This is a genomic window from Congregibacter sp. (assembly GCF_047617445.1).
GTDB lineage: Bacteria > Pseudomonadota > Gammaproteobacteria > Pseudomonadales > Halieaceae > Congregibacter.
On record NZ_JBLGBE010000016.1, the window covers coordinates 1 to 21,350 of the forward strand.

Sequence of the window (21,350 nt, forward strand, 5' to 3'; positions counted from 1 at the left end):
GCGAACAGACGCGGGCCATTCCTGTATTGGTCGGCCCTGCAAACTAATGTCTCCCCTAAAAGCGATATCCCCTGCAAGTGCAGAAAAAAAACTGCTTTTACCAGCGCCATTAGCGCCAAGAAGCGCGTGGAACTGCCCAGCTTTTACTTCCCACTCAGGCACAGTCAGCGTGAATCCGCCTCGACGAGCCTCCAATGAATTGACGGTAAGAGTCATAATCCGCGCCTGCGAACCTGCAGTAATAAGAGCATAAAAAACGGCGCGCCGATGAGCGCTGTAACAATACCTACGGGCACCTCGGCCGGCGCCATGAGCGACCGCGACAAGCCGTCGGCGACGATAAGAAGCAAAGCGCCCCCCAGGGCGGATAAAGGCAACAACACGCGGTAATCAGGCCCACACAGCATGCGCAACATATGCGGCACAACCAGGCCCACAAAGCCAATAAGGCCACAGGCAGAAACAGCGAGTCCTACACCGAGGGCAACCAACACAATTAGCTCAAGCTTCAACCACTCCACAGGAATCCCAAGATGCCGCGCTTCGGACTCCCCCAGGAGCAATGCATTTAGGGCTCTGGCACGCATTTGAAAACGTAGCGCTACGGCGACAGCCGTAAGAGCCAATACCCCGAGCAAGGCATCCCCTGCACGCCCGAGCGACCCCATTTGCCAAAAGCTGATATCTCGCAGACGCTCATCGTCAGACAGATAACTCAACAGCGCGATCGCACCGCCCGACAACGCAGAGATGGCAACCCCGGCGAGCAGCAACAACACTACCGATGTGCCGCGAACATCTCTGGCCAATGAATACACGATCATGCTTGTGAGAAATCCACCGGCGAACGCCGCCAGGGGCAAAACGATCGACTCCCCGGCATGCGGTAAAAAAAAGATCGCCATCGCCGCGCCCAGTGCAGCGCCAGCAGACACACCGATAATCCCCGGATCCGCCAAGGGATTGCGAAACAAACCCTGCATCACGGCCCCGCACTGCGCAAGAAGCCCGCCCACCACGATGGCGAGCAAAGTCCGTGGCACACGCAACTCCAGCATAACCGCCCTTTGATAGCCTTCCAGAGAGCTCATACCAAGGCCAAACAAAGCGTCTGGCAGCGCCAAAACGGCGGCGCTAAAGGGCACGGACACAGCCCCAAGGGTAAGAGACAGCGCCGCTGCAGCGAGCAATGCACACAGCAAAACAATCCCCGTTGTGCGCGGGGAAAGTCGGCGTATGGGAGGCGCATCGACTGTCACGGCCCGACCACCTTCTGTGTGCCGGACATAAGCTTGAGTATGCGCTCCGCCTCGGACAGAGCAGTCAGGCTCAATCCACCGACCAGCGCTCGACTATCCACACTTATCACCGCCTGAGCCTCAGCCGCTTGAGAATAACGTAGCAGTGGATAACGACTCAGCCATTGCGCACCGGATGGGAGCGTTTCATCGGCGATGAGCAAGACCTCCGGGTTTAGGGCCAGCAAGCCCTCGGCGGTAAAGGTTCGGTAACCACGGTAGTCCACTACATTCTCAGCACCCAACAGGACAAGCAGCGCATTGCCCGCTGAGCCCTGCCCTGCAACGCGTAGCTCGCCGTTGCTTTCGCGCAGTAACACAGCCCGCGGCGCTATGCGGGGCGCATAAGTATTGATAAGCGCCGCACGCGTATCGATTTGCCCAAGCAAGCTTTCGCCCTCTTTCGGTATAGCCAGAGCCGCCGCAATCGAACGCACATTGGATTTGAGTCCGGCCACGTCATGCGCGCTGGGCAAACGCAACAGGGGTACCGATGCCGCCTCTAAGGGCGCCAGAGCACGAGTCGGTCCGGCATGCTCCGAAACCAGCAGTTGATCCGGGTCGAGAGACAGTAAGCCCTCAGCGCTCAGTGCCCGATGGTAGCCAAGACGCGGGAGGCTTGATTGCTCCACGGGGATCTCGCTCGTGTCGTCCACGCCGACAAGACGATCAAGCGCACCCAAGGCGATAACAATTTCGGTGATTGCTGCGTCCGTGCTGATCACCCGCTCCGGGGTTTTGGCCCCAGACGCTGCCAAGGGCACAAGTGCCGCAACGATGACACTCAAAAGGGGGGCAAATGCAGATCCGCGACCTTTGAGGACGCGCGTAAACGCAAGACGTGGGACAACGAACGCCGACGCAGCTTTGAGCATGACAATCTCCTTGATGGAACACAGTCAGGGATTTTGTCAGAGCTTTTGAGTTAAATCAAATACGAATCATTATTATTTACATTAAGATTAAGATTGATTATCTTGGCTGCTCAAAAGGACATTCTGCGACTCACAGGACACACAACATGCACGGCATCCATATCCTTTCCCAAACTACTCGTCCAGCGCCCAATCATCCGGTGCAGTCCCTGCTCGTGCGCAGCGTAGCCATTGTGGTTGCACTGATAGGCGGCGCAGCGAATGCGGCCGAAAAAGAAAAAGACTCATCGGCACAGCAAGAGCCAGAAGTAAAGCTGGAGCAAGTCATCGTCACTGCTACCCGTCTCAACACCAACCTTGGAGATGCTGCGCGGAGCATCGCCACGCTCAATCGACTGGATATCGAAAGCTTGCAGGCGCAATCCGTGGCGCAGACCTTGCATTATGAACCCAACATTAGCGCCGCAGGTGGCCCCCGAGCAGCCAACCAAGCCGTGAATATCCGAGGATTGACCGGCAACAAAGTTCTGCAGACGGTAGACGGGGCTCGCCAGAGTTTTGAGTCGGGTCACCGCCCGGGATACTTTCTGGATCCGGAGTTGCTCGCCTCGGTAGAAGCAGTGCGTGGCCCCGTATCGAGTCTGTGGGGCTCCGGTGCACTCGGCGGGGTGGTAGCGCAACGAACGCTCCGTGCCAATGACTTCTTGGCTGACGAGCAAGCTCTGGGAGGTTTTCTCAAGAGCGGCTACAACAGCAATAACAACCAACAAACCACCACCGCCGCCCTCCTCGGCCGATACGGTAGCAGCGACTGGCTGCTATCCGGCTATACGCGAGACAGTGACGACATCACCTTGGGTAATGGCGAACAGCTTGATGGATCTGCGGCAAACACCCGCGGCGTGCTCGCCAAACTACACCAAAGTCTGGGAGACAATCACAGCGTGCAATTGATCTATCGCGGTGCCGAGTTCGATGGCGCTGTTCCATCCAACGGCACCGCTCCCATTAATCCCAGCAGCAATTTTTTAATCCAAAGAGAGCAACAAACTCACAACGCAAGTCTGGACTACCGCTACAGCCCCCCTAGTGAACTACTCGACACGCAGGTTCTAATTTACACAAACCGCGTCTCTATGGATGAGCGCCGCGTTAGCGATGCCCGGGACGATAACACCGAGCTCAACACTGTCGGAGTTAACCTGAGTAACCGAACCACTCTCGGAAGTGCTCAGATGCTGTTCGGGGTTGATAGTTACCAAGAGTCCTTCGATGCCCGGCGCAGCGGTCTCGACCGCCCGGAACCACCACAGGCCGAAACGGAGGTATGGAGTGTATACAGCGTGGCCCAACTGCCTCTCAGCCAGCATTGGCGCCTCGATCTGGGTGTGCGATATGACGATTTTAAAACCCGCGCCGACAACCTGAACAGCGAGCGCAGCGACGATGCGATATCGCCATCCGCCGCACTGCGCTTTAGCCCCACAGATACCATCAACATCACTGTGCGACACGACCGGGCATTTCGCGCACCCAGCGCCGAAGAGCTCTACAGCGGTGGCACTCACTTTTGTATGGGCCCAGGATTCTGTAACAGCTTTGCGCCTAACCCGGATCTCGATGCCGAAACAGCAGCAAACACCGAATTGCTGGGTAACATCGATCTACCGGGCTTGCGCTCTGGACACCGGCTAAGTCTCTCTGCCAGCATCTTCGAGAACAAGGTCGATGACTTTATTGAGCAAGTGGTTCGCGGTCCTAGCTTTATTGGCCGCCCCGACCCTGGCAACACCAGCTGGGTCAACGTGGATGCTGCCACACTTCGCGGCGGTGAGATCTCTGCAAGCTATGCGGCCAACAATCTGCAAATGCGCGTCGGCTTTGGATCAACACGCGGCAATGATGAGGTTACCGGCCAGGACTTATCCAATATTCCTGCCGACACCTTTAACGCCGACCTACGCTATCAGTTCACCCAAAGGGACATACTCACCGGACTGCGTTTCATTCACGCACGAGAGCAAGGTCGCATTGATGTTCCTGAGCTAGACCCGGACACCCGCTTTGACGGCTACAGCGTTGTGGATCTGTATGCCCACTGGCGCCTGCGGAGTTTTGATGCCCTGCGCATTGACTTCAACGTCAACAATCTTGGCGATCGCTTTTATCAGCGCGCCTGGGATCAGCTTCCTCAGGCCGGCCGTGAAGTCATCATCTCAGCCGTTTTGAGCTTTTAGGAGTCTCTTATGAACAATCCCTTATCGCAACACGATTATCTGTCCTGCGAAGACACTCTTGCGCTTCTTAGTCACCTGCCCTCTGTAGGCCCCATCACCTGCGTGATTTTGCACGGCGGCTGTGTATTTGAATTTAGCGGTGAGTTTCCGCGCGGACAATGCAGTGAGAGTCACCTGAACCTCACCAACAACGGCACAGGCTTTCATGGCCACCTTTCACTGAGCAAGCTGCATCGAGTGCGGTTTCAGGATCGGCCGCATATGGATCGAGCAAGCTACGCCTTTGTTTTTGAAGATGAGCAAGAGCAATGTCTTTTTAAAGTATTTCTTGGCCGCAATACACAAGGAGAAGTCTTAGCGGATCAGCTGGCGTTTTTTCAGCAGCTGCGACTACAAGGATCACTAAGCGCGCATTGGGGGTATGAGGCATGAAAAATACGGCGTTGCAAACCCGTCTAGCCAATGAAGTACTTGGCTTTATCAAACAACGTAAAACGCTGCAGCTGGCGACCCTGGGTGAAGATGGCGCGCCCCACGCCTCCTACGCACCGTTTGCCGTGGCTAACGACCGCTTATACATCGTGCTATCAGACATCGCGGTGCACGGACTCAATCTCCTCAACAACCCCAAGGCATCGATACTGATCATCGAAGACGAGGACAGCGCCGAAGAATACTTTGCCCGCATCCGAGTGAACTATCAGGTGAGCGCCACACAGCTGGCCACTGATTCCCCAGCAGGAGACACCGCGCTATCGCATCTTGAGAAACGCTTTGGCGAGCGCCCCCGGCGCCTGAGCGAACTGGCCGACTTTCGGCTATTTTCACTATCGCCAATACAAGGACGCTATGTAAAAGGGTTTGGACGTGCCTATACCCTAAGCGGCGGCACCCTTGGCGGTGAGGAGATTGTGCACCTTCGCGAGGGTCATCGTCCCCGGGTCGCTGCTACGGTGTGAGTGCAATGACAGATACCAGGCGGCGCTTGCCGCCCTGACCCGTATTCGCATCCCTAGCCTGCGCTAGCTGCGAGCGCCTGCTCCAAATCAGCAATGATGTCATCCACATGCTCAATACCAATCGACAGACGCACCATGCTTTCGCTGACGCCTGCCGAGGCAAGCTCTTCGGCATTCAACTGCCGATGCGTGGTGCTGGCCGGATGGCAGGCAAGTGACTTGGCGTCCCCAATGTTCACCAGACGCAGGATCAGCTGCAGCGCATCGATAAACCGTGCGCCCGCGTCGCTGCCACCATGGAGTTCAAAGCTGATGATGCCCGAGGCTCGACCGCCACAAATCTTTTGGCAGGTCTCGGCGTAGGGACTGTCAGCCAGGGTCGCGTAATTCACCTTTTTGACCGCTGAGTGGCCAAGGAGATAGTCGGCAACCTTTTCGGCATTTTCGCAGTGGCGTTCCATGCGCAGCGCCAGGGTCTCAAGACCCTGCATGATTAAAAACGCACTGTGTGGAGCCAGAGCCGCACCGGTGTTTCGCAGGGGCACGACGCGACAACGGCCGATAAAGGCCGCAGGCCCCAAGGCCTCGGTGTACACCACACCGTGATAAGACGGATCCGGTGTATTCATCACCGCAAAGCGCTCAGGCTGCGCCGCCCAATCAAACTTCCCAGAATCCACAATGGCACCACCGATCGTCGTGCCATGGCCACCAATGTACTTGGTCAGCGAATGCACCGCGATATCAGCACCGTGATCAAACACACGACACAGCAGCGGTGTTGCAACGGTGTTGTCCACAATCAGTGGAACGCCCGCTGCGTGAGCGATATCAGCCCAGCGCTGGATATCGACGATATTACCTGCCGGGTTACCAATGGACTCGCAAAAGAGTGCCCGGGTATTCTCATCGATCAGACTCGCAACGGTGTCAAAGTCGTCTGCCGCAGCAAAGCGCACCTCAATACCCTGACGGGGAAACGTATGCGCGAAGAGGTTGTAGGTCCCACCGTAAAGTTGTGACGTACTCACGATGTTATTGCCCATCTCGGTAATGGCCTCGATGGCATAACGAATCGCCGCCATTCCTGAGGCCACACTCAATGCGCCTATTCCACCTTCTAGCTGCGCGAGACGCTCTTCCAGGACCCCATTTGTCGGATTCATAATGCGGCTGTAAATATTGCCGGGGACGGCCAGATTAAAGAGGTCTGCTCCGTGCTGGGTATCGTCAAAGGTAAAGGAGGTGGTTTGGTAAATCGGTGTGGTGGCGGCTCGGGTGTTGGTACGATCACCCTCGTAGCCCGCGTGCAGGGCGATAGTCTCCGGCTTCATGATCATCTTCTCTGTATTAAGTGAATCTTGGGTAATTTGTCACTGGCTTCAACGCCAAGCGCTATCGTGGGCCCCAGACGCTCTGAATTGCAAGACCGCCCTGCTACAATTTGCTTTTAAACAACACTTTTTGTCGCTCAAGGATCTTCGTTATGCGCTGTGTGCGCTTCTTGGTAATTGCACTAGCACTTTTCTCGCTCAGTGCGCAGGCTCAATGGGCCGACCCAACTACTCAAAGAGCGGGTAAGTGGGAAACCAGCGTGGGCCTCTATCTGACTGGCTCAGAAAGTAGCGACGGCCTCAATGAATCTTCTCTCGACATTGATGGCGGTTATGGCCTGGGCTTTGGTGTGGGCTATAACTTTACGCAGAATCTGGCCCTGCACTTTGACGGCGCCTGGTCCCGTGCAGATTACGATGCACTCCTGGACACAGAGGACAACGGCATCGTGCAGATTAATCATCGCTTATCGGCATTCACCGGCCAGTTTAACGGCGTGTGGAATATGCTGGATGGCGCCTTCACCCCCTATGTTCAAGCAGGAATTGGCTGGACCTATCTGGACTCCAACGTGACCGATGGCCCGCCTAGCACAGGATGCTGGTGGGATCCCTGGTGGGGCTACATCTGCGGCAACTTCTACACCACCTACAGCGAAACAAACTTTAGCTGGAACGTCGGTGCTGGACTGCGCTATGAGTTTGGGCGCGGCATGTTTGTCCGCGGTGGCTGGGAGCAAACCAACATCGATGGCGGAAGCGGCGCCGATCCCACCTTTGATGCTTTTCGTGCAGAATTGGGCTGGCTGTTCTAGCAGCCACTATTGAGGACCAACGACTATGCAGCAAAACACTCTGAAGCGGGTCATCGGCATGTCTTTTTTCGCCGGCCTGATCACAGCACTCGTCATACCGGCTGTTGCTGCCGCGCCAGACGCAGCCTCTTCCAAAAGTAAGAATCCCCTGCAAGGAATGACGCCTGTAGAGGCCAGCAAAGGCCTTGAGTTACCAGCGGGCAGTGACGACGCCACCGTTACGCAAGGTCGCTATCTCGTTGGTTTACTCGGTTGCGCCAGCTGTCACACAGACGGCGCCTTGATAGGCAAGCCTGATCCAGCAAAAACTTTAGCGGGCTCAAGCATTGGTATTGCCTACAGCAACCCCATGGTGAACAACTATCCCGGCGCGGTTTATCCACCCAATCTGACGCCCGACAACGAAACCGGCTTGGGTGAATGGTCGCTGGACGAGATCGTCACATTACTTCGCAGTGGCAAGACCCGCCACGGCCGCCAGACCATGGCCATCATGCCCTGGACCAGCTACGCGCAGCTCAGCGAAAGTGATGCCCGCGCCATCGCCAGCTATCTCAAGTCTGTGGACCCGGTTAAAAACGCAGTGCCCAAGCAGATTTTACCCGGCAATCCGGCAAAAACGCCGCTGGTGCATGTTGGGCTGTATCGGAGTCGCTAACGGGAGTCTCGCGATGAGACGATAAATTGGAGCATCCTCCTGCTCACTCAGCAGATCGGAGGACCAACCGCAGAATGTGAACCAGTACCCCAGGCGTCGGTAAACTTTACAAACGACTTTTGTCTTCAAGTTAATTTAGTCGTTTTTGCCTCAATGGCTGTAGTCCGCCATAAAAAATGATAACGCGGGTCAGCCCGAGAAATCAACAAGCCATTGATTAATAAGTAGTTTATGCAAGCACCGAAGCGGGGCAGCGCCGCGCCCGGGATTACTGGCCTGAATTATGCAGTCTCAAGTGATAATTGAATCTATTGAAGATAAATCACCTATGAAGCCCATTACCCTACTCGTTTCCACAGTAATATCTCTATCAGTCAGCAACCTCGCCATGGGCGTCGCCGACCCCTTCGGCGAGTACACGTTAGGCGACGTGCGTATTGACGGGACCACGTGGACTGATTCCTCGACAGAGGTGACCATTGGCGAGTCGTTTGCACTGGAAATTGATCTGTCTTACACATCATCGCCCTTGATTTTGCTTGAGCACGAATACTTTGCGAATCAGAGCGTTGAGTTGTTCATCGGATCCCCGGGCGGGGAGTCGCTGGGTAGTGCATTAGCGGCAACGCCTGAATCCTCATCCACCGACACAGGCTTTTTAGACGGCGTAGAATACGTCACATCAGCGGCCTGGACACTCGTGGGTACGGGTTTGTTTGATATCTCTTTTGGCGATGCAGGAATCTACGACGTGTTTTTCCAACGCACGCCCGGCAGCTACGAGACCGGCGATGGCCTGAGTCCCAACTTTGTCGAGATCAGCCAAGAGCTCTCCGCCAAGGTTCCAGCCCCCGCAACGCTGCTGTTGCTCGTCGCTGGAATATTTGGCCTGCTGCATACTCGACGTTCACGCCAGGCCTAGGCCTATTCTCGGCGGAGGGTGCACTGCCATTTTGGGGGCATCAGTGCGATGATCCTCCGCTCGGGTTTGTCAGGGTGACGCTAAGCTGAAACGAATTTTTCTGTCTACAGCATCTGCCGCCACATTCGTGGCGGCCTCACCGGTCTTTGGCTACCCGGTTTTATCACTTCTACCCCTGGCGCTACTTTCACTCGCAATATGGCCAGCAGCGCAGAAACTGCGTGTTATCCACACGTTTGGTCTCGGTTGGATCGCTGGCCTAGGCTATGCGGGCGCCTTGTTCTACTGGCTATCGGGTATAAACGCTGCCGGCGCTGTAATTACCATAGCTGGTTTTGCGTGCCTCCCGGGCCTCTTTGCTGTTGGAATTCAGTTCGCTCTGACGCGCGGTCTCAGTGGTGTTTCGTTCGCGTTATGGTTTGCAAGTCTGTGGACAAGCCTTGAATTTGTTGGTTCAGACAACATTGCGCCCCTACCACCCTACGGCCTTGGGTACTTCTGGTGGGAATATCCAATGCTCCTGCAATCTGCCGCATGGGTGAGCGCGTACGGTGCCAGCTTTGTTCTGGCTCTGGGCAATGCAACCATAGCACTCGCGATACGCAGGCACTTAACTCGACCCACTCTCGCGCTTTTCCTGGCATGTAGCACCGGGTTAATCGTCATCGGGGCTATCTCTTTTGCGGGCGCACCGAGCTACGATAGCGCACCGGAGCGTCATCTCACGATCGCCGCGCTCCGTACGCTGCGTAGCGGTGAGGAGAAGCGTGATCCACAAACCCTTCTAGACTTAGTCACTCTGACAGACAGCCTCACGGACATTACAAAAAACGCCAGGCCCGGTCTCGTAGTGTGGCCAGAGACCGCGATCCCCCTATCCCTTCGATCCTACCGCAATCGCGAACTCATCACTGCACTGCTCGAGCAGGCGAAGTCTCAGAACGCCCCCATGCTTGTAGGGGCTCATAGCATTGAAGTGGTCCCCGGCGAAGCCCCTAGGCTTTACAACGCCGCGTTCTTGATTCCTAGCAGCGGTTACATAAATCAGGAATACCACAAAATTCTACTTGCACCGGGCGTAGAGAAAACCCTCATGGCGCCATACCTACCCCCTACTCTCGCCGAACGGTGGCCATCGCGTCTGCAGACCGGAAACACGCTGGGATTGTTTAATCTTGATGATCACAAAATCGGTGTATTCATCTGTTGGGAAGTTTTCTTTCCTGACTTTGTTCGCCAACTTGCGCAGCAGGGAGCAGGAGTTCTCATTAATATGTCGAACGACAATGCGGCATTCGGCGATGCCGAATCGGCGTACACGATCCCCCTACCCCATGTCGTACTACGAGCCATAGAGAACCAGCGCTATGTTGTTCGGAGCGCTAACGGTGGTCCATCAATCGCAGTAGATCCCTATGGTCGTGTAGCAGCGATAGAGAATGGTGCGCAAGAGAGCATACTTTTAGCCACTGTAAATCTTCAAAGTAGGAACACATTTTTTAGCCGGCACGGAGCAGTAATAGCCGGGATTCTCACGGTGGGGACACTCATCTGGGGCCTTCTGCTGACGATGGCACCAAGGAGGCTCACCTAAGCGACCGCAATTACTATCTGTGCGCAACAGGATCTTCGAGCATTGAAGCAAGACTGCGAAACCCGGAGCCAAGACGCGCTCGATTCAGGTCATCGTAAACATCTGCCAACTCCCGCATGACGTCCGGGCGGTCAAACTGCTGTCGCAGAGCTTTTTCGAATGAATCACGAGCACGCTCCGGAGCGCCTTCCAGCACAGCTAACTTGCCATCAAGACGCCAAAGAGCTGTCGACTCGCTGCCAGCGATGGTTCGCAGTCGCGCTAAAGCCTTCTGCGCGGCCCCTACATCCCCCACTTGAATATACGCAGTAACCAGCAACTCATGAAGCACCACAGAGTCCGGTTTAAAGTTCAATGACCACATGATCGCCTCTATGGCCTCATCAGTACGCCCTGTCTCGAGTAACAGCGAGACGTTCGTAAACTGCGCCGCAGTATAGTCAGGTCTTTGTTCAACTACGCCAGCGAGCATAGCTTGTGCAGCTTCTCGCTCTCCGGATTGCATCAGTACATTTGCCATAGCAAAGCGTAATGAAACAGCCTTAGGCAGCTGCTCTGTGAGCACCCTGTAGCCCTTCAGGGCTTTATCCCAATCGCCACTCCGATACGCGCTGTCCGCCATAAGCAGGTTGGCGAGCGGAGATTGACCCTGGGGACCCGACAACGACGACAACTCTTTACTAGCTAACGTGAAAAATCCCAGCTGATGTCGAAAATAGGCGATAGCCAACTGAGGTACATCACCCGGGCGAGAGAGAGCGGAGCCTAGTTCCGGCTGCTGAGCCATCTCGCCGAGAGGTGCACTACTCCTTCTCAAGGCGTCGCGCGCGGCCTCAACTTTTCCTTCCGCAACGTAGACCAGCGCGTAAAGACTGGGATCAATGGTCATCCCACCTGGAATTCCTTCCAGACGCTGAAGATAAGAACGGCTCTGCGCAACGTCTCCCACTGCCAGCGCGGCAACGATCTGCATTCTGATCCGCGCCGCGACCTGCGATCTAATCCCCTCTGCATCGTGCAGCGCTTTTAGACTGCGCTCCGGAAAGCCCGCTAGCAATAGAATGCGGGCGCGAAAAAGCGCTGAGGACGAGCTAGGCAAACTCACAGACTCGAGCATAGAAATCGCCGTATCGACACGCCCTACATTGAGTAAAGCGTGCAATGCCGCGAGCCCCGCCAACTCACCGCCTGTATCCGGATAGCGTGTATACAGTTCCGCAGCATCAGCGTATCGCTGCAGCGCCAAATAGCTTCGCGCAGTTTCATCGAGTATTCGCGGCTCCACAGGCAGCTCTGCCAAAGCGCGTAACGCCAAACTACGCTCGAAATAACGCACAGCCATATCATCTCGCCCGTGCTGAACTCTGATACGCCCGAGTGCCTCAATTAGGCCAACGTCATCAGGACTGCCTATTAGCGCCCGCTCACAAATACTGGCAGCCCAATCTTCTTTGTCGGCTGACAGTAGCGCGTCCACAATGAGTCTGGCCTCATCGGCAGACAAATCGTCGGCCAATTGCAGCAGAGACTCGTAATGCTCAGATACCTCAACCCCGCTCAAACTCAAGGCAGCACTATGTATACCCCGAACACCGGGAGAGAGGGCGAGCCCTGAGCGCATGTTTTCGACACTGAGGATCACAGCGGAGTAATCGCTACGAGCGAACGCTGAGCGAACAGCGGATTCAAACTCCCACTGCATAGTAAGTTGCTGATCGAGTTCACCCTTGTCAACGTTAAGCACACCTGCCTGCGCGCTGAATGGAAGGCAAGCCCCCGTCCAGCATACGCAAACGGCTGCCAACAATCGGCGTGAGGCGAATCGAGTTCTCATAAAGTTTAAGCGCTATCTTCAAGTTGACGAATCAAAAACGTTAACACAGACTTAACAAACCTAGCTCTAGCATCATGCTTTAAACAATGATGTTGTGAGCAACCCCACATTAGTGTGGAATATGCACCGTTCAATCCCCACGTATAGCTCACAAAAAGCAGTAGCTCACGGGTATGAATACTGACTAGAAGCTGGAATCCTGCAGGTTCCAGCGCAGCGGAGTAAGATCATGGAAGCAGCGGCACTCTCCGATCCAGAGCCGGTAATCACACCCACCGTCTGGCATCACCTCACGCATCATGGCCAGGTCGATGAAAAGAACCTGATGACCATTGTGCGTGGTCTGGGTATGCGTATCTGGGACCAGCACGGCAAAGAATATCTGGATGCGACATCGGGCGGCGTCTGGTCCGTGAATGTGGGCTATGGCCGTGAAGAAATTGCCGATGCAGTGCGCGACCAACTGGTACAGATGTGCTACTTCGCCCAAACCCTGGGTAGCGAACCCGCCAGGGCGCTGTCGGCACGCCTAATTGAGAAAATGCCGGGCATGAGTCGCGTGTACTTTGCCAACTCCGGCTCCGAAGCCAACGAAAAAGCCTTTAAAATGGTTCGCCAGATTGCTCACAAGCGCTACGGCGGCGAAAAGAAATACAAAATCCTGTATCGCGAGCGCGACTATCACGGCTCATCCATCGGCTGCCTGTCTGCCACCGGCCAGGAGCAGCGTCGCGACCAATATGGCCCCTATGTGCCCGGGTTCGTCTCTGTACCGCATTGCCTTGAGTACCGCTCGCAATGGGGTGAGGTCGTCAATTATGGGGAGCGGGCTGCCGCCGCGATAGAAGAAGTCATTCTTCGCGAGGGCCCCGAGACTATCGGGGCGCTCTGCCTGGAAGCGGTGACCGCCGGCGGGGGCGTCATTCCCCCGCCCGAAGGCTATTGGCCCGCGGTGCAGGCTTTGTGTCGCAAGTACGACATTCTTTTGCACATTGACGAAGTGGTCTGCGGCCTGGGCCGCACCGGTGCCTGGTTTGGCTATCAGCACTACGGCATAGAGCCCGATTTTGTCAGCCTCGCCAAGGGACTGGCCTCGGGTTATGCCGCTATATCCGCTTTGGTGACCAGCGAGCGCGTATTCGACGCAATCCATGAAGACAGCGGGAACCCACAGATGGACTATTTCCGCGATATTTCGACCTTTGGCGGCTGTGCCGGCGGACTGGTCGCAGCGCTCAAGAACATCGAGATCATCGAACGTGAAGGGCTGGTCGAGAACACGGCAAAGCGCGGCGAACAACTGCTCGAGCGACTCGAAGAGCTCAAGTCTCGTCATGTCGTGATTGGCGATGTTAGAGGTAAGGGATTATTTATCGGTGTCGAGCTCGTTGCAGATCGTGTCAGCAAACAGCCCGTGCGAGAGAGCTATGTAGCTGCTGTGGCCGCGCATTGCCTCAAGAACGGTGTGATGATCGGGCGCACCAATCGCAGCTTTGTCGAGTTCAACAACACGCTGTGCCTGAGTCCGTCGCTGATCATCGGTGACGAAGAAATCGATCGTATCGTTACTGCCATCGACAATGCATTGGCGGCGACTGATCTGAGTCTCGTCTAGCGCCTGCCCACGATAGTCGCGGGAGCGTGGCAAGCACATCACTCCCGGGCTGTGTGATCAGATCACCAGAGTTTTCTGATAACTCATCTCGCGGATGGCGTACTTCACCCCTTCGCGACCGATACCGCTATCTTTTACGCCCCCAAAGGGAAAATGCTCCGCACGAAACCCGGGACCATCGTTACTCGCTAAAAGCCCTACCTCCAACTCGTCGAACAAACGTCGGATAACGCTCAAATTCTGGGTGAACACGCCAGCCTGAAGTCCGTAGGGTGAGGCATTCACCAAGGCAATAACCTCGTCGAGAGTGTCAAACTTTCGTAACGGAAGTACCGGGCCGAAGGTCTCTTCAGCCACCAAGCTTGCATCATCGGGCACATCTTCAATTACCGTGGGCCACAAGAGATTAGCCTCTCGTCTGTGGCCACAGGCGAGCTTTGCGCCCCGGGCCAACGCATCGTCAATGCGTGCACTGATTTCATCGGCTGCCTTGGCGTGAATCACCGGCCCCACAAATGTGTCTTCAAGAGCAGGGTCACCCACTATCAGCGCTGAGGTCTTTGCCACCAGAGCCTCGCGAAACTGCGTGTATATCTCACTGTGCACAAACAAACGCTTGGCCGCGGTGCAACGCTGCCCTGCCGTCGCAAAACGCTGATTGATTGCCGCCGAAACGGCCGCATCAACATCCGCATCTGGCATAACAATCAGCGGGTCGTTACCCCCCAGTTCCAGCAACAGTTTCTTGAAACCCGCCACCGCCGAAATAGCCCGAGCGGCTGCGGTGCCACCGGTAAAGTTAATCGCTTTGACCTGAGGGTGCGCTACAAGATCAGACATGTCCGGCACATCGGGAATGCACAACTGTAATGTTTCCCGGGGCATACCCGCCTCATAACAAAGCTCCACGAGTCGCATTGCTGACGCGGTATTTTGCGGGCCTGGCTTGAACATCACCGCATTGCCTGCGGCAAATGCGGGCCCCAACTTATGCATCGCGATGTTAAGCGGAAAGTTAAAGGGCGTAATACATAGCACCGTGCCCAGAGGCCGCCAAACCACCACTCCGATGCGCCCGCGGGTTGGCGGATAGGCATCAGAGTCCAGAGCCTCGCCAGCAATCTGTCTGGCCTCTTGTGCTGAGGCGATCGCCGTATTGATGGCCCGGTCGAGTTCGACCCGGGCGTCCGAAATAGTTTTGCCAATTTCGGTTGTGATCAACGCCGCGAGCTCTTCCCGATGCGCGCTCAGCAAGTCGGCCAAGCGCTGGAGAATATCTGAGCGCTCGTGCGCAGGCAGGCTGCGTTGGATCTCCTCCCCTGTCCTAAGAGTCTCGAGACACGCTGCAATCGCAGCAGCGTCTGCATAAGCGTATTCACCCAGGAGTTCGTCATTCCAGGGATTGATAACGGAGTAAGTAGCCATAGCTTGTGCCCGACGCCAATATTATTGCGCCATTGTCTGCGCTACCGGCCATCAAACACCAGTCCCTTTCGTCAACAACTGGCAGAGCTTCATCCGCGGTAACTTGTGTTGCGCGCCACAGTCGGTATGGTCTTCTCCTGCGAATCACGAGAAGCCCCGATGCCTCAGACTATTGATGCCACCGTTGAAGCTGCTATTAAGCCCTTTGCGGACGGTCTCGCAGCGTTCATCTTTTATGAGATTCCCATCGCGGGTATGCAGATCCCCTGGATCGTACTGTGGTTAGCTGTCGCCGCCACATTCTTTACCGTCTACTTGGGCTTTTTGAATTTCCGCGGATTTCCTCTCGCCGTACGTATCCTCCGTGGGGACTATCACGACCCCAACGCACCGGGGGAGATCTCGCATTTTCGCGCGGTGGCCACGGCGGTCTCTGGCACCGTCGGCATCGGCAATATTGGTGGTGTTGCCGTAGCGATCAGTATCGGTGGACCCGGCGCGGCGTTCTGGCTTGTGGTCGCAGGCCTACTATCCATGTCTACCAAACTGGTGGAATGTACCCTGGGCGTTAAATACCGACGGCACAATAGCGACGGCTCGGTCTCCGGCGGCCCCATGTACTACCTGGAGCACTGGCTGCAGGTCCGCAACTGGCCCAAAGTTGGCAAAGCGCTGGGCGCGTTCTACGCGGCATGCTTGATGGTCGGCTGCCTGGGTATCGGCAACATGTTTCAGTCTAACCAGGCCTATGTGCAGTTCGTGAGCATCAGTGGAGGGCAGCAGAGTTTCTTTGCCGAGCGCGGCTGGTTGTTTGGCATCGGAATCGCACTGGCGGTGGGTCTGGTAATCATCGGCGGCATTCGCAGCATCGCAGGCTTTGCAGCAAAAGTTGTACCGGCTATGGCCGTGCTGTACATCGTGTCGGCTTTGGTGATCATCACGCTAAGCTACAGCGAAATCCCTCAGGCACTGGGTCTGATTTTTAGCTCGGCCTTTACCATGGAGAGCGCCACCGGCGGCGCCATTGGGGCCATGATCGTAGGGTTTCAGCGCGCGCTGTTCTCCAACGAGGCCGGCATTGGATCGGCCTCTATCGCCCATTCGGCAGTACAAACCCATGAGCCGGCATCCGAGGGCATGGTCTCGCTGCTAGAGCCGTTTATCGACACTGTGGTGATCTGCACCTTGAGCTCACTGGTGATTGTAGTCACCGCCTTTCCCAACGGATTGATGGAGAGCGGACTCGAGGGCATCGCACTGACCTCTGCGGCTTTTGCTCATCACGTGAGTTGGGCGCCCTACCCACTCGCCGTCGCGGCACTGCTGTTCGCGTTTTCTACTGCGGTGTCCTGGAGCTACTATGGTCTGAAGGCCTGCACTTATTTGTTTGGCGAGGGGATGCTCGTTCAGAACAGCTTCAAATTCGTGTTCTGCGCCTTTTTGGCTTTAGGCTGCATGATTCAACTGGAGTCGGTACTGGCCTTCTCGGATGCCATGGTCTTTCTCATCGCCGTGCCGAATATTATCGGCTTGTATTTATTTGCACCGGAAGTCAAAGCCGAGGTCCAGCGCTATCGTCGGGGCATTGCTGACGGCAGTATTCCCCGCTACGAACCCACTGACTGACTCGGGGCAGGGGATCGCAGTACCAAAACGATCACCAAAGCGAACAGCGCAGTACCAGCAAACGCCAGGGGAAACCCGGCGGCATCCGCGACGCTACCTACGAGTACGGCTCCAATAGCGGGTGTACCCATAGCCACCACCGCCCACAGACTCATTACCCGCCCACGGTAGCTCTCTGCGACCGTCAATTGAGTAAGTGCCTGACAGCCCGTACCGATCGTCGTAGTGCAGCCCGCAATCAGCGCAATAGCGACCGCTACAACCCAGACATCCTGCCAAAAAGCCGCGGTGAGGACCGTCATAGCCGAAAGCGTCAGTCCGAAGAGTACCAGGTGATACAGCCTTCGGAGTCGACCGCTCTGGCGCGAGACCAAAAGGCCACCGAGAATTGAACCTGCGCCCGCCGCGGCGGTTAAGGTTGCCAGCGTCGCCGAATCACCGCCCAGAACTCTGCCCGACACCGCCGGTAGCAGCTCAATCACCGTGCGACCCAGCATCCCGCTCGCCAGCGTTAACAAAAACACCTGGCGCAGCATGGAATCCCGGCGCAGATAAACAAACCCCGCCCGCAGCTGCTTCGCAAACGACCCTCGTTCTTCAGTGGTCGCTTCACGCTCCGTGCCGGTTACCCGGGTCAGCAAGGCAACGGCCCCAATACAAATCACTGCAGAGACCGCAAAAGCGGCGGGCACAGAGGATACGACAAGCAGCCATGCCCCTACCGCTGGGCCGATGATTCGCGAACTATTAAAAATGATTGCCGAATAACCAATGGCGCTGGGCAGAGCCCCGCGCTCGACCAGCCGCGGCAAAAACGCCAAACGAATAGGTGTGTGGGCTGAGGTAAGTGCACCAAATGCCAGCGCCAACACCGCAAGCGCGGGAAGCTCCAAATAACCTAAAGTGGCGATTATGGCGGCCAGAGCGGCCAACAAGCCCATGAGGCTTATCGTCACCAAGAGGCCGTTGCGCGGATTAATCCGATCCGCAGTGATACCAAAGATAGGCGTCAGTAAAAATGTCGGCACCAACATAAGGCCGGCAATGCTACCTACCCAAAACGCAGACGCTGTGAGCTCCCAGGCTGCCCAGCCAAACAAAAAACGAATGATCCAGCTGCCCAGGGTGGACAGACAGGTCGAAGGAAAGTAACGGCGAAATCCAGGCTGACTAAAGGCCGAGCGATGCTCGGCCTCTGTGTGTTGCTCTTCTGTTGCTTGAGTTCCTATGCGAGCCCTTACTCGGGCTTTTTGAACAACAGCGTCATACGGCTGGATTCACCGATGGCGGACATTTGCTCGGCGAGCTCCGGATTGTCAGCGCTTCCAGACAAAGTCGGCGGAAGACGCCATACAATATCCTCGCTGGTCGGTTGATCCAGGGGGTTCACATTGATGTCGGAGTCGCCCAGAAACTCAAAGCCCGCTGCTTCAAACTGGCCAATCACAACACTTTTCTTCAAGTAGCCCGCCGACCCATCAGCCCAGTCATCGGCCTCATCTTCCGGAGCCATATGTTGCACGACGCCCACAATGCCGCCGGGCTTCAGCGCGGTTTTAGTCTCGATCAGGGATGCGGTCAAAAACCCACCCTTTTCTTCAAAACGCGCCATATTGTGCAGAGCGCGAATGAACAGTGCCGCATCCAACGCCCCTTCAAAACGCTCGGGCAGCGCCCCGAATTGAAAGGCATCGATATCGCCCACGGGCATATCAAACCACCCACGTGCATCAGCCAGCCAAGTATCTACCCAGGTGTCTTTTGCCTTGAGCTGCTCCTTCGACATAAAGCCAAACAAAGGAAACAGGGCAGGATCGTAATCCACGCCCACAAGACTGCCCTCGGTGCCCAGATACGGGACCAGGATCTTGGTGTACCAGCCACCACCGGGCAGCGCCTCGAGTACCTTCATACCAGGTTCGATACCAAAGAAAGCCAGGGTCTCTGCCGGGCGCCGATCAGCGTAGCGCGCCTGAACAGCCTTGGGCTGGGCGGTAAGAACGGCAGCAAGACTGGCAGTCCCGGCCATGGCGGCGGCCGGCGCGGCCTCTACGTTGACTTCTGCCACATCAGCGGCGGACCCAGCCTGCGCTGACTCCTCGGACTGGCAGGCACTGAGTGTGAGTACAGCACTGGTGAACAGCAGAGCTGCGACCATAGGATTAAAAGAAAAATTCGACATGGAAACTCCTTATTAGGACGCCATCCCAGTTAAACACGGCGCCATACCTGTCTGGGTGTACTAATGATTATACGCGCTGGACCCCTGACGATGTCTCCCTTATTGTGCCCAGCTTGCTAACGTTAAGGACAACCAATGAACAACTTCGAAAATACGGTGGGCTTCATCACAGGCGGCGCTGCAGGCATAGGTTTGGGCGTAGGCCGCGCTTTGGGGCGCCAGGGCATGACTTTGGTCCTTGCGGACGTGGAAGCCGACACGCTGGATGCGGCGGCCCGGGAACTACGTGCCGAGGGCATCAAGGTCCACACCGAGGTTCTCGATGTTCGCGACGCCGACGCCTATCGCCAAGTTGCTGAGCGTACCTTGGCCGAACACGGCAAGGTGAACTTCCTATTCAACAACGCCGGGGTTGGTGGAGGACACTTCCCTGCCGGCGAGACACCCCTGCAAGACTGGCAGTGGGTGGTCGATGTAAACCTGCTGGGAGTGGTGTACGGCGTAGAGTTCTTTCTGGCAGCCATGCGTGCCCTGGGCGAGCCTTGCTACATCATCAACACCGCCTCTCTGGCCGGGCATGTCGCCAATCCCGGCATGGCGGCTTACTGCGCCACCAAATTTGCCGTCGTCGGCTACTCCGAAGCGCTGCGACACGAACTTCAGGGCTCTGCGATCGAAATCTCGGTGCTGTGCCCGGCCTGGGTCAAGACTCGAATCGCAGAGAGTCGCCGCAACCACCCTGACGCAGAAGAGGCCGCAAATGCGTCAGGCAGTACTGACGGCATGAACAAAGTCGGCGAAATCATCGCCAATGAGGGCATTAGCGTAGAGGCGCTTGCCGAGCGCGTCGTGCGCGGCATGGAAACCAGCACCTTTTACCTATTCACCCACGCGAAGTTTTGGCCGGCAGTACAAGAGCGACTCGAGCGCATCACCCGCGACTACCAGGAAGTAATGCCCGACTAAGGTCTCGGCACTTATCAGGACCAGGATGCCCCGTAAAACCAAGCAGCAAAAGTTTGCCAAAGCCGTCAATGCTCTGAGCATTGCGGCACTGCTGTGTGGCGGGTTCGTTCTTGTGGTCGTTCTTGTGGTCGTAGTTGCGGGCATAGTCACCACCCACCTGCGGGACGCATCTCCCGCCCCTGAGGTTCTGGCCCTCGTCGCACCCCACTGCAGTGATGATCGTGCGCCATCATGGGCCGCGGCGGCAGAACCCTTTTCTATTGCTGTGCAAGCCGAAGCGGCCACGCTCCCTGAGGGTATGGAACAAAAAATAGCTATCGGCGCGGATGCTGCCTACGCACAGTGGCGCGAATGGCTGGGTGAGAACGCCTTGCTTCACTCTCGAATCAATATTCGCTTTCTAGGCGATGAAGATCAATTCAGGCAAATCTACGGTAAACCCAATACCGATGAGTGGACTACTACCGGCTTTTATCGCATGCGCAGCAACGAAGCGCTGATTCTGTACACACCGGCCTATCGCGCCACAGCGCTGGGCAATGCCTTCCACGAATTATCCCATCTCGTTACGGCATCCCACTTAGGGGCAACGCCGCCTTGGCTCAATGAAGGGCTCGCCGAGTACTACGAGACCCTGCACCTGGTTGATGGCAATGTGCAATTTGCAGACAACCTCCTACATTTACAGATGCTACGCAGCCAGGGGCCTATCAGCATCAGCGATATGACCGCGCTTTCGCGACAGCTGTGGATGAAGGAGGATGCGCAAAGGCGCTATGCAAGCGCCTGGTCTTTCATTACTTTTATGATGCATTCAGACGATGGCCAACGCACTTTGCAGCGCGTCGTGCAGCAGGCCTACACGCACCGCTGCGAAGCCAGGCCTGACCTTAGAAAAGCCCTGGAAGATTACCCGGGAGGACTGCAATCTCTCCAAGGCGATTGGTTAGCCTGGCTTGACGAGCAATTTACGGTGCTGTCCGAAGAGACCACAGACCTGGCACCCTAAA

At 56.3% G+C, this 21,350-nt stretch carries 18 protein-coding genes and 1 pseudogene; 11 read left to right on the forward strand and 8 right to left on the reverse strand.

Translation table 11 applies throughout. From position 1 onward, the window contains the following. From ACI9KD_RS05790 to ACI9KD_RS05800, 3 genes are all read right to left on the reverse strand, one after another. On the reverse strand, window positions 1–216 hold a 216-nt coding region (locus ACI9KD_RS05790; protein WP_414980211.1), incomplete at its 3' end, for an ATP-binding cassette domain-containing protein. Next, on the reverse strand, window positions 213–1,259 hold the full coding sequence (locus ACI9KD_RS05795) for a FecCD family ABC transporter permease (protein ID WP_414980212.1): 1,047 nt from the start codon (window positions 1,257–1,259) through the stop codon (window positions 213–215). The genes ACI9KD_RS05790 and ACI9KD_RS05795, both read right to left, overlap by 4 nt. After that, the gene (locus ACI9KD_RS05800; RefSeq protein WP_414980213.1) at window positions 1,256–2,173 is read right to left on the reverse strand and encodes a heme/hemin ABC transporter substrate-binding protein; all 918 of its coding nucleotides are present in this window, start codon (window positions 2,171–2,173) and stop codon (window positions 1,256–1,258) included. The genes ACI9KD_RS05795 and ACI9KD_RS05800 overlap by 4 nt, the downstream gene beginning before the upstream one ends. Window positions 2,174–2,319: 146 nt before the next feature. On the opposite strand from ACI9KD_RS05800, the gene ACI9KD_RS05805 reads away from it, so the two are divergent. Genes ACI9KD_RS05805 through ACI9KD_RS05815 form a run of 3 tightly spaced genes read left to right on the forward strand, consistent with a single transcriptional unit; the run spans window position 2,320 to window position 5,369 of the window. Continuing rightward, window positions 2,320–4,410, forward strand: coding sequence for a TonB-dependent hemoglobin/transferrin/lactoferrin family receptor (locus tag ACI9KD_RS05805; protein ID WP_414980214.1), 2,091 nt, complete (start codon window positions 2,320–2,322; stop codon window positions 4,408–4,410). A gap of 9 nt (window positions 4,411–4,419) precedes the next feature. After that, window positions 4,420–4,842, forward strand: coding sequence for a ChuX/HutX family heme-like substrate-binding protein (locus tag ACI9KD_RS05810; protein WP_414980215.1), 423 nt, complete (start codon window positions 4,420–4,422; stop codon window positions 4,840–4,842). Continuing rightward, window positions 4,839–5,369 (forward strand): pyridoxamine 5'-phosphate oxidase family protein, encoded by a 531-nt coding sequence (locus ACI9KD_RS05815; protein WP_414980216.1) that lies wholly within the window; start codon window positions 4,839–4,841, stop codon window positions 5,367–5,369. The genes ACI9KD_RS05810 and ACI9KD_RS05815 overlap by 4 nt, the downstream gene beginning before the upstream one ends. Before the next feature lie 53 nt (window positions 5,370–5,422). On the opposite strand, the gene ACI9KD_RS05820 is transcribed toward ACI9KD_RS05815, so the two are convergent. Continuing rightward, on the reverse strand, window positions 5,423–6,703 hold the full coding sequence (locus tag ACI9KD_RS05820) for an O-acetylhomoserine aminocarboxypropyltransferase/cysteine synthase family protein (protein ID WP_414980217.1): 1,281 nt from the start codon (window positions 6,701–6,703) through the stop codon (window positions 5,423–5,425). Window positions 6,704–6,855: 152 nt separating this feature from the next. On the opposite strand from ACI9KD_RS05820, the gene ACI9KD_RS05825 reads away from it, so the two are divergent. From ACI9KD_RS05825 to lnt, 4 genes are all read left to right on the forward strand, one after another. Further along, complete coding sequence (locus tag ACI9KD_RS05825; RefSeq protein WP_414980218.1) at window positions 6,856–7,518, forward strand: porin family protein; 663 nt, start codon at window positions 6,856–6,858, stop codon at window positions 7,516–7,518. A gap of 25 nt (window positions 7,519–7,543) precedes the next feature. After that, a complete protein-coding gene (locus tag ACI9KD_RS05830) occupies window positions 7,544–8,176 on the forward strand; it encodes a c-type cytochrome (protein ID WP_414980219.1) in 633 nt (210 codons plus the stop codon). A 295-nt stretch (window positions 8,177–8,471) separates the two neighbouring features. Next, a complete protein-coding gene (locus ACI9KD_RS05835) occupies window positions 8,472–9,098 on the forward strand; it encodes a PEP-CTERM sorting domain-containing protein (RefSeq protein WP_414980220.1) in 627 nt (208 codons plus the stop codon). A 100-nt stretch (window positions 9,099–9,198) separates the two neighbouring features. Then, entirely contained in the window at window positions 9,199–10,692 is a 1,494-nt protein-coding gene (gene lnt / locus ACI9KD_RS05840) for an apolipoprotein N-acyltransferase (protein WP_414980255.1), read from the forward strand. A 13-nt stretch (window positions 10,693–10,705) separates the two neighbouring features. Here lnt and ACI9KD_RS05845 read toward each other — a convergent pair whose 3' ends face one another. After that, a complete protein-coding gene (locus tag ACI9KD_RS05845) occupies window positions 10,706–12,436 on the reverse strand; it encodes a tetratricopeptide repeat protein (RefSeq protein WP_414980221.1) in 1,731 nt (576 codons plus the stop codon). Window positions 12,437–12,755: 319 nt separating this feature from the next. Between ACI9KD_RS05845 and ACI9KD_RS05850 the strand changes: the two genes are divergently transcribed. After that, the gene (locus tag ACI9KD_RS05850) at window positions 12,756–14,141 is read left to right on the forward strand and encodes an aspartate aminotransferase family protein (protein ID WP_414980222.1); all 1,386 of its coding nucleotides are present in this window, start codon (window positions 12,756–12,758) and stop codon (window positions 14,139–14,141) included. 57 nt (window positions 14,142–14,198) lie between these two features. On the opposite strand, the pseudogene safD reads toward ACI9KD_RS05850, so the two are convergent. Beyond that, window positions 14,199–15,572 (reverse strand): annotated as a pseudogene (gene safD / locus ACI9KD_RS05855) (sulfoacetaldehyde dehydrogenase SafD); the annotation flags it as partial. Window positions 15,573–15,725: 153 nt separating this feature from the next. On the opposite strand from safD, the gene ACI9KD_RS05860 reads away from it, so the two are divergent. Further along, entirely contained in the window at window positions 15,726–17,192 is a 1,467-nt protein-coding gene (locus ACI9KD_RS05860) for an alanine/glycine:cation symporter family protein (RefSeq protein ID WP_414980223.1), read from the forward strand. Here ACI9KD_RS05860 and ACI9KD_RS05865 read toward each other — a convergent pair. Then, window positions 17,174–18,469: an MFS transporter gene (locus ACI9KD_RS05865; protein ID WP_414980256.1), complete on the reverse strand. Its 1,296-nt coding sequence runs from the start codon at window positions 18,467–18,469 to the stop codon at window positions 17,174–17,176. The genes ACI9KD_RS05860 and ACI9KD_RS05865 overlap by 19 nt on opposite strands. Next, window positions 18,430–19,374 carry a class I SAM-dependent methyltransferase gene (locus ACI9KD_RS05870; RefSeq protein ID WP_414980224.1) on the reverse strand — a complete coding sequence of 315 codons (945 nt, stop codon included), beginning with the start codon at window positions 19,372–19,374 and terminating at the stop codon, window positions 18,430–18,432. Before ACI9KD_RS05870 ends, ACI9KD_RS05865 begins: the two co-directional genes overlap by 40 nt. Window positions 19,375–19,509: 135 nt before the next feature. On the opposite strand from ACI9KD_RS05870, the gene ACI9KD_RS05875 reads away from it, so the two are divergent. Beyond that, window positions 19,510–20,340 carry an SDR family NAD(P)-dependent oxidoreductase gene (locus ACI9KD_RS05875; RefSeq protein ID WP_414980225.1) on the forward strand — a complete coding sequence of 277 codons (831 nt, stop codon included), beginning with the start codon at window positions 19,510–19,512 and terminating at the stop codon, window positions 20,338–20,340. A gap of 25 nt (window positions 20,341–20,365) precedes the next feature. After that, the gene (locus ACI9KD_RS05880) at window positions 20,366–21,349 is read left to right on the forward strand and encodes a hypothetical protein (RefSeq protein ID WP_414980226.1); all 984 of its coding nucleotides are present in this window, start codon (window positions 20,366–20,368) and stop codon (window positions 21,347–21,349) included. The last annotated feature ends 1 nt before the right edge of the window (window position 21,350 follow it).

Excerpts from the sequence above, each read along its gene's own strand:
- ACI9KD_RS05800 (WP_414980213.1), bottom strand. The coding sequence starts at position 2,173 with ATGCTCAAAGCTGCGTCGGCGTTCGTTGTCCCACGTCTTGCGTTTACG.
- ACI9KD_RS05805 (WP_414980214.1), top strand. The coding sequence starts at position 2,320 with ATGCACGGCATCCATATCCTTTCCCAAACTACTCGTCCAGCGCCCAAT.
- ACI9KD_RS05810 (WP_414980215.1), top strand. The coding sequence starts at position 4,420 with ATGAACAATCCCTTATCGCAACACGATTATCTGTCCTGCGAAGACACT.
- ACI9KD_RS05815 (WP_414980216.1), top strand. The coding sequence starts at position 4,839 with ATGAAAAATACGGCGTTGCAAACCCGTCTAGCCAATGAAGTACTTGGC.
- ACI9KD_RS05820 (WP_414980217.1), bottom strand. The coding sequence starts at position 6,703 with ATGAAGCCGGAGACTATCGCCCTGCACGCGGGCTACGAGGGTGATCGT.
- ACI9KD_RS05825 (WP_414980218.1), top strand. The coding sequence starts at position 6,856 with ATGCGCTGTGTGCGCTTCTTGGTAATTGCACTAGCACTTTTCTCGCTC.
- ACI9KD_RS05830 (WP_414980219.1), top strand. The coding sequence starts at position 7,544 with ATGCAGCAAAACACTCTGAAGCGGGTCATCGGCATGTCTTTTTTCGCC.
- ACI9KD_RS05850 (WP_414980222.1), top strand. The coding sequence starts at position 12,756 with ATGGAAGCAGCGGCACTCTCCGATCCAGAGCCGGTAATCACACCCACC.
- ACI9KD_RS05860 (WP_414980223.1), top strand. The coding sequence starts at position 15,726 with ATGCCTCAGACTATTGATGCCACCGTTGAAGCTGCTATTAAGCCCTTT.
- ACI9KD_RS05870 (WP_414980224.1), bottom strand. The coding sequence starts at position 19,374 with ATGTCGAATTTTTCTTTTAATCCTATGGTCGCAGCTCTGCTGTTCACC.
- ACI9KD_RS05875 (WP_414980225.1), top strand. The coding sequence starts at position 19,510 with ATGAACAACTTCGAAAATACGGTGGGCTTCATCACAGGCGGCGCTGCA.
- ACI9KD_RS05880 (WP_414980226.1), top strand. The coding sequence starts at position 20,366 with ATGCCCCGTAAAACCAAGCAGCAAAAGTTTGCCAAAGCCGTCAATGCT.